Annotated in this window: 18 protein-coding genes and 2 pseudogenes; 2 read left to right on the top strand and 18 right to left on the bottom strand. The window is 27.0% G+C overall.

The window, feature by feature from the left end:
- Positions 1 to 2: 2 nt before the first annotated feature.
- The 11 genes and pseudogenes from AB8B23_RS06180 to AB8B23_RS06130 form a co-directional block, all read right to left on the bottom strand.
- A complete protein-coding gene (locus AB8B23_RS06180) occupies positions 3 to 1,004 on the bottom strand; it encodes a bifunctional riboflavin kinase/FAD synthetase (protein ID WP_369712017.1) in 1,002 nt (333 codons plus the stop codon).
- Between the two features lie 195 nt (positions 1,005 to 1,199).
- The gene (locus AB8B23_RS06175; protein WP_021744942.1) at positions 1,200 to 1,703 is read right to left on the bottom strand and encodes a bactofilin family protein; all 504 of its coding nucleotides are present in this window, start codon (positions 1,701 to 1,703) and stop codon (positions 1,200 to 1,202) included.
- 110 nt (positions 1,704 to 1,813) lie between these two features.
- Positions 1,814 to 2,638, bottom strand: coding sequence for a hypothetical protein (locus AB8B23_RS06170; protein ID WP_369712016.1), 825 nt, complete (start codon positions 2,636 to 2,638; stop codon positions 1,814 to 1,816).
- A 35-nt stretch (positions 2,639 to 2,673) separates the two neighbouring features.
- Positions 2,674 to 4,191 (bottom strand): NAD(P)H-hydrate dehydratase, encoded by a 1,518-nt coding sequence (locus AB8B23_RS06165; RefSeq protein ID WP_369712015.1) that lies wholly within the window; start codon positions 4,189 to 4,191, stop codon positions 2,674 to 2,676.
- A 35-nt stretch (positions 4,192 to 4,226) separates the two neighbouring features.
- Complete coding sequence (locus tag AB8B23_RS06160) at positions 4,227 to 4,859, bottom strand: M15 family metallopeptidase (protein ID WP_369712014.1); 633 nt, start codon at positions 4,857 to 4,859, stop codon at positions 4,227 to 4,229.
- A 340-nt stretch (positions 4,860 to 5,199) separates the two neighbouring features.
- Positions 5,200 to 6,051 carry a histidinol-phosphatase HisJ gene (gene hisJ, locus AB8B23_RS06155; protein ID WP_369712013.1) on the bottom strand — a complete coding sequence of 284 codons (852 nt, stop codon included), beginning with the start codon at positions 6,049 to 6,051 and terminating at the stop codon, positions 5,200 to 5,202.
- Between the two features lie 32 nt (positions 6,052 to 6,083).
- Complete coding sequence (locus AB8B23_RS06150) at positions 6,084 to 6,506, bottom strand: hypothetical protein (RefSeq protein ID WP_369712012.1); 423 nt, start codon at positions 6,504 to 6,506, stop codon at positions 6,084 to 6,086.
- Positions 6,507 to 6,536: 30 nt separating this feature from the next.
- On the bottom strand, positions 6,537 to 7,190 hold the full coding sequence (gene hisIE, locus AB8B23_RS06145; protein ID WP_021744935.1) for a bifunctional phosphoribosyl-AMP cyclohydrolase/phosphoribosyl-ATP diphosphatase HisIE: 654 nt from the start codon (positions 7,188 to 7,190) through the stop codon (positions 6,537 to 6,539).
- Between the two features lie 3 nt (positions 7,191 to 7,193).
- A complete protein-coding gene (locus AB8B23_RS06140; protein ID WP_369713912.1) occupies positions 7,194 to 7,403 on the bottom strand; it encodes a HepT-like ribonuclease domain-containing protein in 210 nt (69 codons plus the stop codon).
- A gap of 21 nt (positions 7,404 to 7,424) precedes the next feature.
- The gene (locus AB8B23_RS06135) at positions 7,425 to 7,568 is read right to left on the bottom strand and encodes a hypothetical protein (protein ID WP_369712011.1); all 144 of its coding nucleotides are present in this window, start codon (positions 7,566 to 7,568) and stop codon (positions 7,425 to 7,427) included.
- Positions 7,561 to 7,875, bottom strand: a pseudogene (locus tag AB8B23_RS06130) (nucleotidyltransferase family protein); the annotation flags it as partial. The gene AB8B23_RS06135 and the pseudogene AB8B23_RS06130, both read right to left, overlap by 8 nt.
- 104 nt (positions 7,876 to 7,979) lie before the next feature.
- On the opposite strand from AB8B23_RS06130, the gene AB8B23_RS06125 reads away from it, so the two are divergent.
- Both AB8B23_RS06125 and AB8B23_RS06120 read left to right on the top strand, forming a co-directional pair.
- Positions 7,980 to 8,237, top strand: a complete 258-nt coding sequence (locus tag AB8B23_RS06125) for a type II toxin-antitoxin system Phd/YefM family antitoxin (RefSeq protein WP_021744932.1) — start codon at positions 7,980 to 7,982, stop codon at positions 8,235 to 8,237.
- On the top strand, positions 8,227 to 8,559 hold the full coding sequence (locus AB8B23_RS06120; protein WP_021744931.1) for a type II toxin-antitoxin system RelE/ParE family toxin: 333 nt from the start codon (positions 8,227 to 8,229) through the stop codon (positions 8,557 to 8,559). The genes AB8B23_RS06125 and AB8B23_RS06120 overlap by 11 nt, the downstream gene beginning before the upstream one ends.
- Before the next feature lie 45 nt (positions 8,560 to 8,604).
- Here AB8B23_RS06120 and hisF read toward each other — a convergent pair whose 3' ends face one another.
- From hisF to AB8B23_RS11990, 7 genes and pseudogenes are all read right to left on the bottom strand, one after another.
- Entirely contained in the window at positions 8,605 to 9,360 is a 756-nt protein-coding gene (gene hisF / locus AB8B23_RS06115) for an imidazole glycerol phosphate synthase subunit HisF (protein WP_369713881.1), read from the bottom strand.
- Between the two features lie 69 nt (positions 9,361 to 9,429).
- The gene (gene hisA / locus AB8B23_RS06110; RefSeq protein WP_369713880.1) at positions 9,430 to 10,146 is read right to left on the bottom strand and encodes a 1-(5-phosphoribosyl)-5-[(5-phosphoribosylamino)methylideneamino]imidazole-4-carboxamide isomerase; all 717 of its coding nucleotides are present in this window, start codon (positions 10,144 to 10,146) and stop codon (positions 9,430 to 9,432) included.
- Between the two features lie 188 nt (positions 10,147 to 10,334).
- On the bottom strand, positions 10,335 to 11,189 hold the full coding sequence (locus AB8B23_RS06105; RefSeq protein ID WP_369713879.1) for a hypothetical protein: 855 nt from the start codon (positions 11,187 to 11,189) through the stop codon (positions 10,335 to 10,337).
- Positions 11,190 to 11,274: 85 nt separating this feature from the next.
- Positions 11,275 to 11,910: an imidazole glycerol phosphate synthase subunit HisH gene (hisH, locus tag AB8B23_RS06100; RefSeq protein WP_369713878.1), complete on the bottom strand. Its 636-nt coding sequence runs from the start codon at positions 11,908 to 11,910 to the stop codon at positions 11,275 to 11,277.
- A 218-nt stretch (positions 11,911 to 12,128) separates the two neighbouring features.
- Positions 12,129 to 12,950, bottom strand: a pseudogene (gene cas1, locus AB8B23_RS06095) (CRISPR-associated endonuclease Cas1); the annotation flags it as partial.
- A 113-nt stretch (positions 12,951 to 13,063) separates the two neighbouring features.
- Positions 13,064 to 13,420 carry a hypothetical protein gene (locus tag AB8B23_RS06090; protein WP_369713877.1) on the bottom strand — a complete coding sequence of 119 codons (357 nt, stop codon included), beginning with the start codon at positions 13,418 to 13,420 and terminating at the stop codon, positions 13,064 to 13,066.
- Positions 13,421 to 13,473: 53 nt separating this feature from the next.
- Entirely contained in the window at positions 13,474 to 13,746 is a 273-nt protein-coding gene (locus AB8B23_RS11990) for a hypothetical protein (RefSeq protein WP_419950796.1), read from the bottom strand.
- Positions 13,747 to 13,841: the final 95 nt, after the last annotated feature.

Below are 13,841 nucleotides of genomic sequence, written 5' to 3'. Positions count from 1 at the left end.
ACCTATTTTTCTTTTGGGTATTTCTTACGCCAATATGAAATTTTATTTTTCCAGTAATCTACATCATTTCCAATCTGTTTTTTTAATTCATCTACAGAATCAAATTTTTTCTCACTTCTAATATTTTCTAAAACTTCAATCAAAATTATTTTTCCATAAATATCTTCTGAAAAATCAAAAATATTTGCTTCTACACTTAATACACCAATATCTACTGTCGGATTCTTACCAATATTCATTACTCCATTATAAATTTTTTCATCATCTTCAATATGAACTTTTACTCCATAGACTCCAAATTCTGGATAAATTTTGTTCTCAAATCGTAAATTTGCTGTAGGAAAGCCTAGTACACGTCCTAACTGTTTACCATAAACAACTTCTCCAAGAATAATAAAATTATGCCCAAGAAGTTCTCTAACTTTTTCAAAATTTCCTTCTTTAATATAATTCCTAACCCTTGTACTGCTTATTATTTCTTTATTCTTATCTCGTACAGGTTCTTGAACATTAAGCTTTATATTTTTATCTTTTAAAAGTTTTTCAAGTGTACTAACATCTCCAGATTTTGCTTTTCCGAAAGTAAAGTTAAACCCACAATAAACTTCTTTAGCATTTAAAGTATCCACAAGTACTTTTTCTACAAACTCTTTAGGCGTATAATTCCTAACTTTTTCAAATTGCTCCAGATAAAGATAGTCAATTCCATTTTCATTCAATAAATATGCTTTTTCAGAACAAGTTGTTATTTTAGTTTGCTGATTTTTGGGATATTCATTAAATGTATAAACAATTGTTTTTAAATTTTCTTCTTTAGCTTTACTTACAGATTTTTTTAAAATTATCTGATGTCCCTTGTGGACACCATCAAAATTTCCTAAAATCACAATATTTTTATTTTGTTTTATTTCTTTAAGATTTTTATTATAATCAGGAAGTTCTATATCATTATGATATTCGATAATATCCTTTATTTCTGCTAAATTTTCTACAATGAATTTCATTAAAGTTCATTCCCTTTTTTATTTAATTTATCTCTGCTTATTAGATTTTATCACAATTTTATTTTAATGTATAGTATAAATAGAAAAATTGTTCAAATCGAAAGTTAGATAATAAAAAAATGTATAAAAATAGTCATAAACTCGTATATTAGCTTAGAGCTCATGACTATGTTAATTTATTTTCCAAATTTTAGATTATGATTCTTTTTTGTTCTCATTTATCGAATTTTCATTTGGTTTTAAATCAATTTTATTTTCTGATTTTTTAGGTTGTTCTTCTTTTATAAGAGCAATTTTCATTTTCTTTCTTCCTTCAAATACACCACCTTCTTGAATTACAAATACAGCTGAAGTTATTGTAGCGTAAGCTTTACCTGTGCTTCCTATTTCCACTTTATCTGCCAGTATTTCTCCAGAAACTTCACCGTCAACTACTACAGTTTCGGCTGTAACATTTCCTTTTACTTGTCCTGTTTTTCCAATGTGAACAAGTTTATTTCCTTTAATATCTCCATTTAGGACACCATCCATTTTAAAAACAGAATTTGATTCAATAGTTCCTGTTATTGTTGTTTCCATCGAAATTGTACTGACACCGTTAACATTTTCCTCATTATTTGCAGAAAATTGACTGTTTAATCTATCTGTGTTTTCTCTTTTGTCTCTTGATTTTTTATCGTTACTAGAAAATAATGCCATCCTTCATTCCTTTCTTAAAAAATATTAATTTTTTTATTATAAAATTATAAATAAATTACTTATATTGTTATTGTACTACATTTTCTTTGTTTTTTCAAATATTTTTTTAATTATTTTATACTAACGAAATATCGACTATAATTGCTTAAATCAAAATTTTCAATATTATCCATAAATTCATCAAAACTATTTGCAATTTTTACCAATTCAAATGAAAAAAGTTTTGTATCATCTGAAAAATAGACTCCTTTATCAACTTTATTAAGAAAAAATAAATTTGAAAACGATCCGTTATCGTTAAAATCATCCGAATATAAGTCGTTTAAAATACAAACATAATTTTGTAAAAATTGTTCTTCGTGCTGAATGTTCAATAAATTTTCTAGTTTAACGAGAATAAACAGCAATGCTTTTTCATAATATAATCTTTTGGATTTAGTTTTTGATTTTTCTATTCTATTCCAAAATTTTCCAGCATATTCTTTTATAATTTCACGATATTCTTCAACTTTTTCTAAAGGGAATGTTTTTAAAATTTCATTAATTTCCATTTTTAATTCATTCATAAAATTTAAAACTTTTTTATTATCTTTGGGAATTTTTTCTTGAACTATTTCCCAATAAATTTCTTCAAATATATTCCAAAATTTTTTTAATTTTTCAGTTTTTTGGGAATTAATTAGTTCGGCGATGCTATATAAACTATGTCTTACTCGATCAATAAAATCACATTCTTCATAGCAAATCAGATCATTAGAAAAATCCAAATTAAAAAATGAAATTCTAACTTCATCCTTAAAATAAATAACTTCGTATTCTCTCAACATCTTTTCATATTTAGTCGGAAAAATTTCAAAAAATTTATCATTAAAGCAATTGCTTTCATATTCTCGTTTTATACTTTCATCATAATCAATAATATCATTTTTAATCATAGCTAACTCCCTAAAAAATTCAAATATCCTCTAGCTTAAATTCTAAAAATCTTATTCATATACTCAGAAATATTATCAATCACATCTGTTGCATTCACAGCATACTGCCTTCTTACCAATTCATCTGCAATTTTACCATGCAAATACGCTCCAATACTAGCAGATTTCATTAAATCGTATTTTTGTCCAGCAAGTGAACATATTATTCCTGTTAGGCAATCCCCCATTCCACCATTTGCCATATGAGAATTTCCTGTGCTGTTTACAAAAATTCTTTCTCCATCCGTAATAATTGTATTTTTACCTTTTAACAAAAGAGTTGCTTCATATTTTTTTGCAAAGTTCTTTGTTATTTCAAATTTATTTTTATTAATTACTTCTGGCGAAAATCCTGTCAGTCGTGAAAATTCAACTAAATGTGGTGTCAAAACGCTTCTATTTCTTATTTTTTCAAAAAGTTCCCTGTTTTCTGCCAGCAAATTTAAAGCATCTGCATCTAATACCAGTTTTATTGTATTCCCTTTATTGTTTTTCTCAAAGTTGATTAATTTTTGAAAAATTGAAAATGCTTGGTGACTTTTTCCAATTCCTGGCCCAATTGCAATTATATCGCTATTTAAGATTTCGTTTTCTAATTTTTCGAGATTTTCATTTATATTATCAAAATTAATTGGGAAACTCATAGCTTCTGGCACAAATATATTTAATGAAAAGTTATTTTTATCAGTAATTACAGTAGTAAGTCCTGCTCCTGTTCTCACACACGATTTTGCAACTATATTTCCTGCACCATAAAATCCACTGCTCCCAGCAAAAATCAAAACTTTGCCAAAATCTCCCTTATGGGAATCTTCATCTCTTTTTATATGAAAACTTTTTACCATGTCAGGTGTTAAATAATACTCTTTGACTAAATGATTGATACTAGTTTCGTTCAATCCAATATTTTCAGTAATGATTTTTCCTAAAAAATCTTTTATTTTTGGATTTAAAAATCCTTTTTTGTAAGTGACAAATGAAATTGTAATATCTGCTTTGACTGAAATTCCCATAATTTCACCAGTGTCACCATTAATTCCAGAGGGAATATCAATTGAATAAACTTTTTTATTATTGCTTGCTGTATTGATTTTTTCGATAATTTCTTGATAAATTCCTTTTATTTCAGAATTTAACCCTGTTCCAAAAATTCCTTCAATAACAACATTACATTCAAAAAACAATTTATCCAATTCTTCTATTTTATAAAATATCTCAATTCCCATATACTTACAAATTTCATAATTTATCATACAATCATTACTCATATTTTCATTGCTAATACAAAAAATTTTAACATTTTTTCCCTTTGAAAATAACTGACGTGCAATTGCATAACCATCTCCGCCATTATTGCCTTTACCACAAATAATAAGAAAACTATCTTCATTTTCATCAATATGTTTTACAAATGAAATTGCAGCATTTTCCATAAGCACGATACTTGGAATTTTCAAATTATTTATAGCAAAATTATCAATCTTTCTCGTAGTTCCATTTCCACCAAGCAACATTTTTCTCGCCTCTTTTTATTCTGTATTTATTTAAACTACATTTCTGCAAAGCCAAAATGCATATAATCTCGCGTTCTAAAGTTCGCTCCCCATATCCAGCCTCTTTTTGTAAATGCTCTCACTACATCGCCATCAGGTTTTATAGAATATGGGTTACTTCCTGGCTGCCAGCTTTTTCCGACAATAGCCTTTCCGTTGCTGTTTACCTGTGGATTTTCTTCAGGATTTAAGTCTATCGCCCGCCCTGTGCTGTGCAAACTTTTAAAACTTCCTCTCCACGAATAGCCAATTAAGTTTTTTATTGGAAATTTCTCTTTTCCTTTATGTATTTCATGAAAAATTTCCTTTACATCATTAGCAAGTACGTCCAAAATCTGAAATCTTTCTGTATCAGATACCTTTTTTCCGTCTTTTAATCTCCAGACAGGAACTTCCACCCAAACTAGTCTTGATTCAGCTTCTGCTCTTGTAGAAACCTCTTTTATTCTATCCTTGACTTTTTGCTTTAATTCGAAATCTGGATCAGGATTCTCAACCTTTCGTTTAGATCTAAAAGAATATAGATTTTCATAAATATTATTTGCTGTACTTATTGCTGTTGCAGAAAGTATTAATGCAGTCAGTAATGCAAATCGCCTTATTCCGTTTTTAAAATTTATCTTATCCATATAATATACCATTCCTTTATTTTTAATTTGATAATAAACTTATAAACTTTTTTAATCATAAATTTTTTGTTAAATAATAGCAGTATTCCAAAGCAAAAGTTTTTTTTAATTTTCCTGATGCTGTTTCAATATTTTGGAGAATCTTCAACCTTAGAAAATATAATAGTATAGTTATTTAAAAAGTTGTTATTTCCCTTCTGAAAGGCACTTAAAGTCTTTTTTTTTTAAAGAAATCTAACTAAATTAAGTTTTATATTTACTAAATGAAGATTTATAACTTATCAAAAGTGTACATAAATTTTCTGTTTAATAGCAGTTATATTTAATATTATTCTTTTCATTAAATCTTGAAATCTTTAAACTCTCCACCATCCAAAATCTTCACACTTTTAAAGCCAATTCTTCTAGCGATTTCCAAACTTTCTTCAAAATAAAAATCAATATTCTTAGTTTCGTGTGCATCGGAAGAAATTGTAATTGGAATATTTTTGGCTAATATTCTTTCCAGTATTGAAATGCTTGGATAAGGAGTTTGTGTCCATCCTCTTGACATCCCGCCAGTATTAATTTCAATAATCGCATCAGTTTTTGCTATTTCATCCAGTACATATTCTACTTTCTTTTTGTACCAGTCAGCATTTTCATCAAAATATTTCAAATCTTTGTTAAATTTTCTAACTAAATCTAAATGTCCAATAATATCAGGCTTTTGAGTATGTACCATTTCCACAATATTATCAAAATATGCTTCAATGAATACTCTTTCGTCTTCATTTGCATAATTTTTTATTCCGTATTTCAAAATTTCAGGCGTGTTATCAACACAGTAATACTCTTCTTTTTCTCTATCTTTCACATAATGAACAGATCCAATCCTAAAATCAAGTCCCATTTCCTTATCAGTTTCCTTGTTATACCCAGTATAAAAATCAGCTTCGATTCCAATATAAACCTGCATTTTATTTTTATATTTTTCTTTTAGTTCTTTTAATTCCTTCAAATATTCCTGTGTCCCTTGTTCCGTCATACACGGTTCTGTATCAAATGCTGTAAAAGAATGCCCTGAAAGCCCAACACTTGTAAATCCTTTCTCTATTGCAGTTAAAATATAATCTTCAGCATTGTTTTTACCATCGCAGTAAAATGTGTGGGCGTGAAGATTTGATGGGAAAATTGTTTTTTTAGTTTGCATTTTTATCAGCTCCTTATTCTGTATTAAGTGACTTAATTATCACTTAAATAAAGTCCACCTATTAATTCATCAAAACTATACGCAATTGTAATATCTTGAAACTCTGCTCTCGTATGAGTATCAAATACTAAACGAATTTTTTTGTCGTATTTTGAAAGTGTTAGCATATTTTCATATCCATCTATATCATTTAATACAAATTTGAAAGCTGAATGCCACTGATACTGATATTTATCGGAAAAATTTAATTTTTCAATAAAGAAAATATCACCTCTCCAATTTTTACAACATGTTCCAAATTTAAAATATAAAATATCATATTCTTCAAAAAGAAAACGATATTTCACTATTTGACATTCTTTAAAAAATTCATCATTAAAAATTAAACTTTTTTCAGTTTTTTTTACACTTTTGTCAAAATCTATGATTTCTTTTAAATGATTTTTATTCTTCATATTAAATATTCTTTTTAAAAAGGTATTTTTTTACTTTTCACCACCCATTTTTTCCTGCTTAACTTTATGGTCAATAATATGTCTTTTAGCTAATTCTTCTTTTATATCCTGTATTGTAAGTCCCTGTTCAATCATTAATACTAAAGTATGGTAATATAAATCTGCAATTTCATATTTTAACTCATCATTATCATTATTTTTAGCGCCAATAATAACTTCTGTACATTCTTCTCCTACTTTTTTTAAAATTTTATCAAGTCCTTTTTCAAAGAGATAACTTGTATATGATTTTTCTTCAGGATTGACCTTTCTATCTTTTATTAAATTATAAAGTTTCTCAGGACTAAAATTACTGTAATTTTCTGCTTCAAATAAAGAATTGAAAAAACAGCTTTCAGAGCCGGTATGGCAAGCAGGGCCTTCCTTTTTTACTTCCACAAGCAAAGAATCGGAATCACAATCATATTTTACCGAAACAACATTCTGATAATTTCCCGAAGTTTCTCCTTTTAACCATAATTCCTGTCTACTTCTGCTATAAAAACAAGTTTTTTTATCTCTTAAAGTTATTTCTAGACTTTCTTTATTCATATACGCAAGAGTTAGCACTTCTTTTGTATAATAATCTTGTATTATTGCAGGAACAAGCCCTTTTTCGTCAAATTTTATTTGTTCTATATTCATTTTTTACCTCTTTTCTAATTTTTCTCTTAATATGTAAATATACTTTAACAAATCTTCCATTTCAAAAACAGAAACTTCATAAAGCATTTCTAAACTTGTTCCCCAATATTCATGAATAAGTCTGTTTCTCATTCCTTTTATATTTTCCCAATAAGAATAATTTGAAAAAGTCTCTATTAAAATATTTTTATCTAATTTTTGAATCTGTGAAATAGCTTCACCTATTTTTTCTAACTATCTTTCTATATAACCAATTGTCTTCCTATCATTAATAAACTCTTCAAATGAAATTTCCGAAGTTTCTTCTTGTATTATATCAATACATTCTTCAATATCATAAGTAAATTGTAATATATTTCTTCTTCCTTTTTTACACATAAATTACACTCCGCAAAATTTCTTCCTTTATCTCATCTTTGTATTTCTGAACTTTCGGATTTTTAAATTTACATTCAAACATACTTTCATCAACTAAATCTACTTTTTTTTGAAAAATTTCTTCTAGTTTTTTATGTAAACTACAAAAATTCTGATACATCCCTTTCTTAAATTCCATTTTTACAAGAATATCAATATCACTATCATTTGTATTAATATTTTTTGAAAAACTTCCAAAAAGACCTAATTTTAAAATCGAATATTTCTCTTTATTAATCTCTTTTAGTTTTTTTAAAATCTCTTCTTTTTTATATTCATCTTTTTGTCCTTTCTAAAAATTTAAGATTTAGTTTTATTGTAACATAATTTATGATATAATATAGACACAAATAATTTACAAAGGAGTGTGCTATGAAAATTATCCCTATTCGTGATTTAAAAAATACTGTTGAAATTGAAAAATATTGTTCCGAAGAACAAGGACCTGTATTTATAACTAAAAATGGTTATGGACGCCTAGTTGTAATGGATATTGAATATTATGAACGAACTATGCGTGAAATTGAAGAAGCAAAACTTCTGCTTGATGGAATAAAAGATATTCAAAACAATGATATTTCAGATGGTGAAAATACTATTAATGAATTAAGAGGTAAATATGGAATCTAAATATTCTTATCAATTTACTAAAAGTGCTAAAAATGATTTAGAGCAGATTCTTCATTATATCAAAGTAGAATTAAATAATCTAACAGCTGCAACCTCTTTTATAAATAAATTTCAAGAATCCGTTACTAACATTCAGTTATTTCCAAAGAGTTGTCCAAAAGTTATGAATAAATTTTTACCAGAGTACATTATTATTAGAAAAAAGCTGATTAACAACTATATTTTATATTATTCTGTAAATGATAATTTAAAAAGTATAATTATTTTACGTATTATTTTTAGCCACAGAGATACTGACAATATTTTAAAAAATGAAAACTAACGAGAGATTTTTTAGTCTCTCTTTTTATTATTTTAACTACAATTATCAAATTCTCATTTCCAATCCATTATCCCTCAGATACCTTTTCAGCTCCATAATTTCCACTTCTTTAAAATGAAAAATCGAAGCTGCCAGCCCTGCATCAATTCCTGGTATTTTAAATAATTCCTTAAAATGTTCCATATTTCCAGCTCCACCTGACGCAATTATTGGAATTGACAATTTTTCAGCCAAAATTGATAATAATTCCAAATCAAAGCCAGTTTTAACGCCATCCGTATCGATACTGTTCACAACAACTTCTCCAGCTCCATTTTCCTGTCCCTGCACAAACCATTTAATCGCATCAATTCCAGTATTTTCTCTGCCGCCTTTTGCAAAAACTTTAAATTTGCCGTCTACTCTTTTTACATCGACAGACAAAACTACACACTGATCTCCATATTTTTTTGCAGCTTCTTCAATTAATTTTGGATTTTTTATCGCACCTGAATTGACACTTACTTTATCTGCTCCCGCTTTTAACACTCTGTCAAAATCATCTAGTGTATTTATCCCACCGCCAACAGTAAGCGGAATAAATATTTGACTTGCCACTTCCTTCAAAATATCAGTAAAAAGCCCTCTTTCCTCAACAGTTGCTGTAATATCATAAAAAACAAGTTCATCAGCACCAGATTTATTATAAAACTTTGCTAACTCAACGGGATTGTCAACTTCTTTTATCCCAGTAAAATTAACGCCTTTTACTACTTTCCCATTTCTCACGTCCAAACAGGGAACAATTCTCTTTGCAAGCATTTTTACACCCACTTTCTTTTAATATGCAATATTTACATTTTCAATTTCATTTAAACAATTTTTAAAATATTATTTGCTAACTTCCAATACTTCTTTTAAGTCAAGATTTCCAGAATAAATTGCCTTTCCAACAATAGCTCCATAAACTCCATTTTCATTAAGTTCCTTTATTTCATCTAAAAATGTAATTCCACCAGAAGCTATAATATCTGATTTTACTATTTTGGACAATTTTTTATAAATTTCAAGATTTGTACCATTTAACATTCCATCTTTTGAAATGTCGGTATAAATTATTGTTTTTAATCCAATGTCCGATAACTTTTTGCAAAAATCAACTGAATTTAATTCAACTGTTTCTGTCCATCCCTTTACAGCGACTTTTTCATTTTTCGCATCCACAGAAACTGCAATTTTATCTCCATATTTTTTTACCATTTCTCTTAAAAATCCTTCATTTTCAACAGCAATTGTTCCCAAAATAACCCTATTTACACCAATTTCAATATATTTTTTTATTCTCTCTTCATCACGGATTCCACCGCCAACTTGAACAAAAAAATCACTTTTTTCAACCAGTTCCTTTATAACTTCATAATTTTTAGTATTTCCATCTTTTGCTCCGTCCAAATCTACAATATGAAGATTTTTTGAATTATTTTTATTAAAAAAATCCAAAACTTCAACAGGATTTTTAAAAAACACTTCCACTTGATTATAATCTCCCTGTTTTAGTCGCACTGCCTGACCATTATGTAAGTCTATCGCTGGAAAAATCTCTATCATAATTTAATCTCCTTCAAATATTATATACTTTATTTTATAACTCTATTTTATGTACTGCAAAATTTTTCAAAAAAGTTAGGTCATTCCAAAACACAAAGGAAAAATCTTAATATAAAAATCCTAATATTTGGAATATCTGCTCCAACAACCATACTCAAAATCTAACTTTGATAAAAAATCTCAAAATATTAATCAAACATTCTTATTTTATCCAAATTTTTTTGAAATATTTTCTTATTATTGTAAAAATCAGTTTTATTCGCCTTTGCCAGCTCTGATTTTATATACCAGTTTTGATACCTGTTGTAATACAATATTTCTTCACTTGGCTTATTTTTCCCTTCAAAATTTTCATAATAAAAATCAATTGCATCCTGCGTACGATTCTCATTTAAATAAAAACTTATCGCAAACCATCCCATCGTCAATTTGTATGCCCACGCCTGCTCATCAGAAATACGTGATTCTTCCGTTTTTGTTTTATCATCGCACATCTTCATAATGGAATTTAAACTTGCAAGTGCCGCTTTTTCATCGTTTTTCATAACATTCCAGATTGCATCTCTTCCTATCGTATATGTTACAGCAATTCTAGTGATTAGATAATCAGGGTATTCCCTTTTAAGTTTTTCATAATTTTTATCAAACGCTACTGTATCTCCTTTGTTAGAATAATACATATTTGAAAAAAATAATTTTGACACTTCATAAGGATTATATTTTTCATACCGCTTAAAATTATTTAATTTTTCAGCCTCACTTTTTCCAAGTGCATTATAAATATTTATCAAATTTTCTGATAATACAAAATTCTTCTCATTCTTTTTCAGCAATTCTTCAATTTTTAATGCCAATTTTTTTACTTTTTCCCTATCAGGTTCACTCACCACATTAGGTATTTCTTTATCCAGTTCTATTGTTTTTAATATTATTTCCTGAGAAACTCCTAATTTTGACAAATCCTGCCTTATCATTTCGCTTCGACTTTTAGCATTCATATTAACTGCTGCAAAAATACTCATCAATAATATTATCTTCTTCATAAATACCTCTTTCTCAATTAAAAAATAAATTATCAAAACCAACCTAAAAATGAATAAATTAAGTAAAATAATTACAATTTTACTTTTATTTTACTAATTCACCCCAGTTTTTCAATAACTTCAATCCAGTATCTCCAGATTTTTCAGGATGAAATTGCATTCCATATACATTTTTATTTTTTACAATTCCAGGAATTTTTGTTCCGTATTCTGAATATGCAACAATATTTTTCATATCAGTCTTTGAAAAATATGAATGTACATAATACACATATTCTTCACTTTCAACATTCACATTTTTCAAAATTTTATCATTTCTAAATTCATCATTTATTTTTAAGTTATTCCATCCCATATTAGGTATTTTCAAATCAGAGTTTTCTGGAATATATTTTTTTATTTCCTCAACAGTTCCATTTATAAGACCAAGTCCTTCATATTCACCATATTCATAACTTTTTTCAAAAAGCATCTGCATACCAAGACAAATTCCTAAAAACGGCTTTCCTTTTTTCGCTTCACTTATCAAAGTCTCTTTTAACCCATATTTTTCCAAATTTCCAATAGCATCTCTAAAAGCCCCGACTCCTGGCAATATTATCCCCTTAGCATTTTTTATCTCTTCAATATTATTAGTCAGCTTCGTATCTAGTCCGACATAGTTTAAAGAAGAAAGTAAGGAAAAAAGATTTCCTACTCCATAATCAATCACTGCTATCATAAGTAAAAGAATCCTTTCTATTTTATTGTTTGTTCATTTGTTATTTTTAATAATTTATTTAAATACATTATACAATGTTATTTCAGAAAAGACAATAAATTTTCGTTTTGCAATAAGGAATAAATATAAACAAAAAAATGTCTATAAAAGACATTTTATATTTTAAAATTTTATTTGTTTCTCCTTTCGGAGTTTTATCCTTTTTTATCTTCTCTCAATTAAACCCTTATTTTATGATATGTTATTTGGCTATTTTCTTGATTATACTCAAAATTTCCTTTTTTTATTTTGTTATTGTTTAAAAGAGCAATTGCCAAAGAGTCAATCAACATCGGTCTCCATTCTTCCATTAAGTCTGAGCATAATGCAGGATGCTTAGATTTATCAGAATGAAGAAATGCGGTATAAGGGTGTAATCCTTTGGATTCAACAATTGTAAATATTTCATAATGGAGCAGTGTGTATCCAAAACTAAAAACAGAATTGAATGGATCTTTTGGCGGTCTTCTAGTTCTTTTAGAAAATGAATATTCTTTATCAATTATGTTACTAATTCCTTGATAGTACAATTTTGCTAAATATCCTTCCATTCCCATTAGTTCTTCAATAGATTTAGATTTTTCTATATTCTTTGAATAAACTGACATTTTTAGTATAATATCTGTAATTTCTGGACTTTTTAGTAATTTATTTGCTCTCATAAGTATAGTTCTTTGGTTTGCTGCCTTTCCTTTAATAAATTGTTTACTTATTTCTAAAGAAAAAATTTTATCATCATTTTTTCTAAATTGCAATCTCTGCCTTTCTATATTTACATGTCCCGTTGATTCCAATCTTCCAAAATAAGAACCATTTTTAGACAAAAAAGTTAGATTCACTCCCCTCGTCAGCATTTGTTGAACACATTTTGTACTAACTTGAATCGTACCAAAAATCACAATATTATCTATATTTTCAATTGGTATCGACTTAAAATTATTTTCTGAATAATTAATAATTAATCTGTTTTCTTTATATTTTAACATTACTCCTTGTTCATAAACATATACATTACTTACTTTAACCTATCTCATGTTCTTTGAAAAATACTTTAGCCAAATAGAAAATTTGTAATTTAAATTTTTATAAATATTCTACTTTTTTTTAATATAATTTATTTTTCTGTTTCCAAAATTTCATTTGCTATTTTATTTATTTCATCATAAACACATATTATATTCTCTTTATATCCAAAACCTGTGTAATATTTTTTGAAAAAATCAGTTATTTTTCTATTCACAGTATCTATCCCAACTTTTGCTTCACTGTTAAAATCATCTCTATTAATAGTTTTTAATGAATGAGCAATCATATTTCTGACTTCTTTTATTTTATGCAAAGTTTTACTGAAATCAGAAAAATACGCTAAGTCCATTTTTTCCAGTATTCCAAACTCATTTTTTTCAATAAAATATTTAATTGTAGCAATTAACACATTATCTGATACAAACGTTGAATTTTTCAAGTCCACAATTCCTAATTCATATTCAATTTTTTCTTTTAATCCATCGTATTTTTTTATTTTTAAAATGTCTGTTTTATAACTGAATTCTTCCTATTTTCTTTTTTCTGAAAATAAATCCGATAATTTTTCCCAAAAACATCTCTTAAAATTGACAAATAAATATTTACAATCAAAGGTTCTAACATTATCGTATACCCTGCTATATCACCAGATTTTTGCTTAATATTACCAAGTGCAAAATAATCTACAATTTTGTACCATTCTTTTACTTTATTTTCATTTGTTTCATTTCTACTGTAATAATAGAATTTATCAAATTTTTTATCATTCAAACTTTTTAATTTCCCATTTGATTTCAAACCTTTTAAGTGTCGTCTATCATTTGCAAAATTAAGAAGTCCGTTTAATTTACTATTTTCTTGAAAAA

It is taken from the genome of Leptotrichia sp. HSP-342, from assembly GCF_041199995.1.
GTDB classification, from domain to species: domain Bacteria; phylum Fusobacteriota; class Fusobacteriia; order Fusobacteriales; family Leptotrichiaceae; genus Leptotrichia; species Leptotrichia mesophila.
This window is presented reverse-complemented; position numbering and strand designations above follow the sequence as displayed.

Bases quoted from the DNA above. Each gene is read 5' to 3' on its own strand.
- AB8B23_RS06175 (WP_021744942.1), bottom strand. From the start codon at position 1,703: ATGGCATTATTTTCTAGTAACGATAAAAAATCAAGAGACAAAAGAGAA.
- AB8B23_RS06170 (WP_369712016.1), bottom strand. From the start codon at position 2,638: ATGATTAAAAATGATATTATTGATTATGATGAAAGTATAAAACGAGAA.
- hisA (WP_369713880.1), bottom strand. From the start codon at position 10,146: ATGATAGAGATTTTTCCAGCGATAGACTTACATAATGGTCAGGCAGTG.
- hisIE (WP_021744935.1), bottom strand. From the start codon at position 7,190: ATGAATATAGAACAAATAAAATTTGACGAAAAAGGGCTTGTTCCTGCA.
- AB8B23_RS06160 (WP_369712014.1), bottom strand. From the start codon at position 4,859: ATGGATAAGATAAATTTTAAAAACGGAATAAGGCGATTTGCATTACTG.
- hisH (WP_369713878.1), bottom strand. From the start codon at position 11,910: ATGATAGCAGTGATTGATTATGGAGTAGGAAATCTTTTTTCCTTACTT.
- AB8B23_RS06105 (WP_369713879.1), bottom strand. From the start codon at position 11,189: ATGAAGAAGATAATATTATTGATGAGTATTTTTGCAGCAGTTAATATG.
- AB8B23_RS06150 (WP_369712012.1), bottom strand. From the start codon at position 6,506: ATGAAGAATAAAAATCATTTAAAAGAAATCATAGATTTTGACAAAAGT.
- AB8B23_RS06180 (WP_369712017.1), bottom strand. From the start codon at position 1,004: ATGAAATTCATTGTAGAAAATTTAGCAGAAATAAAGGATATTATCGAA.
- AB8B23_RS06165 (WP_369712015.1), bottom strand. From the start codon at position 4,191: ATGTTGCTTGGTGGAAATGGAACTACGAGAAAGATTGATAATTTTGCT.
- AB8B23_RS06125 (WP_021744932.1), top strand. From the start codon at position 7,980: ATGAAAATTATCCCTATTCGTGATTTAAAAAATACTGTTGAAATTGAA.
- hisJ (WP_369712013.1), bottom strand. From the start codon at position 6,051: ATGCAAACTAAAAAAACAATTTTCCCATCAAATCTTCACGCCCACACA.
- hisF (WP_369713881.1), bottom strand. From the start codon at position 9,360: ATGCTTGCAAAGAGAATTGTTCCCTGTTTGGACGTGAGAAATGGGAAA.
- AB8B23_RS06135 (WP_369712011.1), bottom strand. From the start codon at position 7,568: ATGTGTAAAAAAGGAAGAAGAAATATATTACAATTTACTTATGATATT.
- AB8B23_RS06120 (WP_021744931.1), top strand. From the start codon at position 8,227: ATGGAATCTAAATATTCTTATCAATTTACTAAAAGTGCTAAAAATGAT.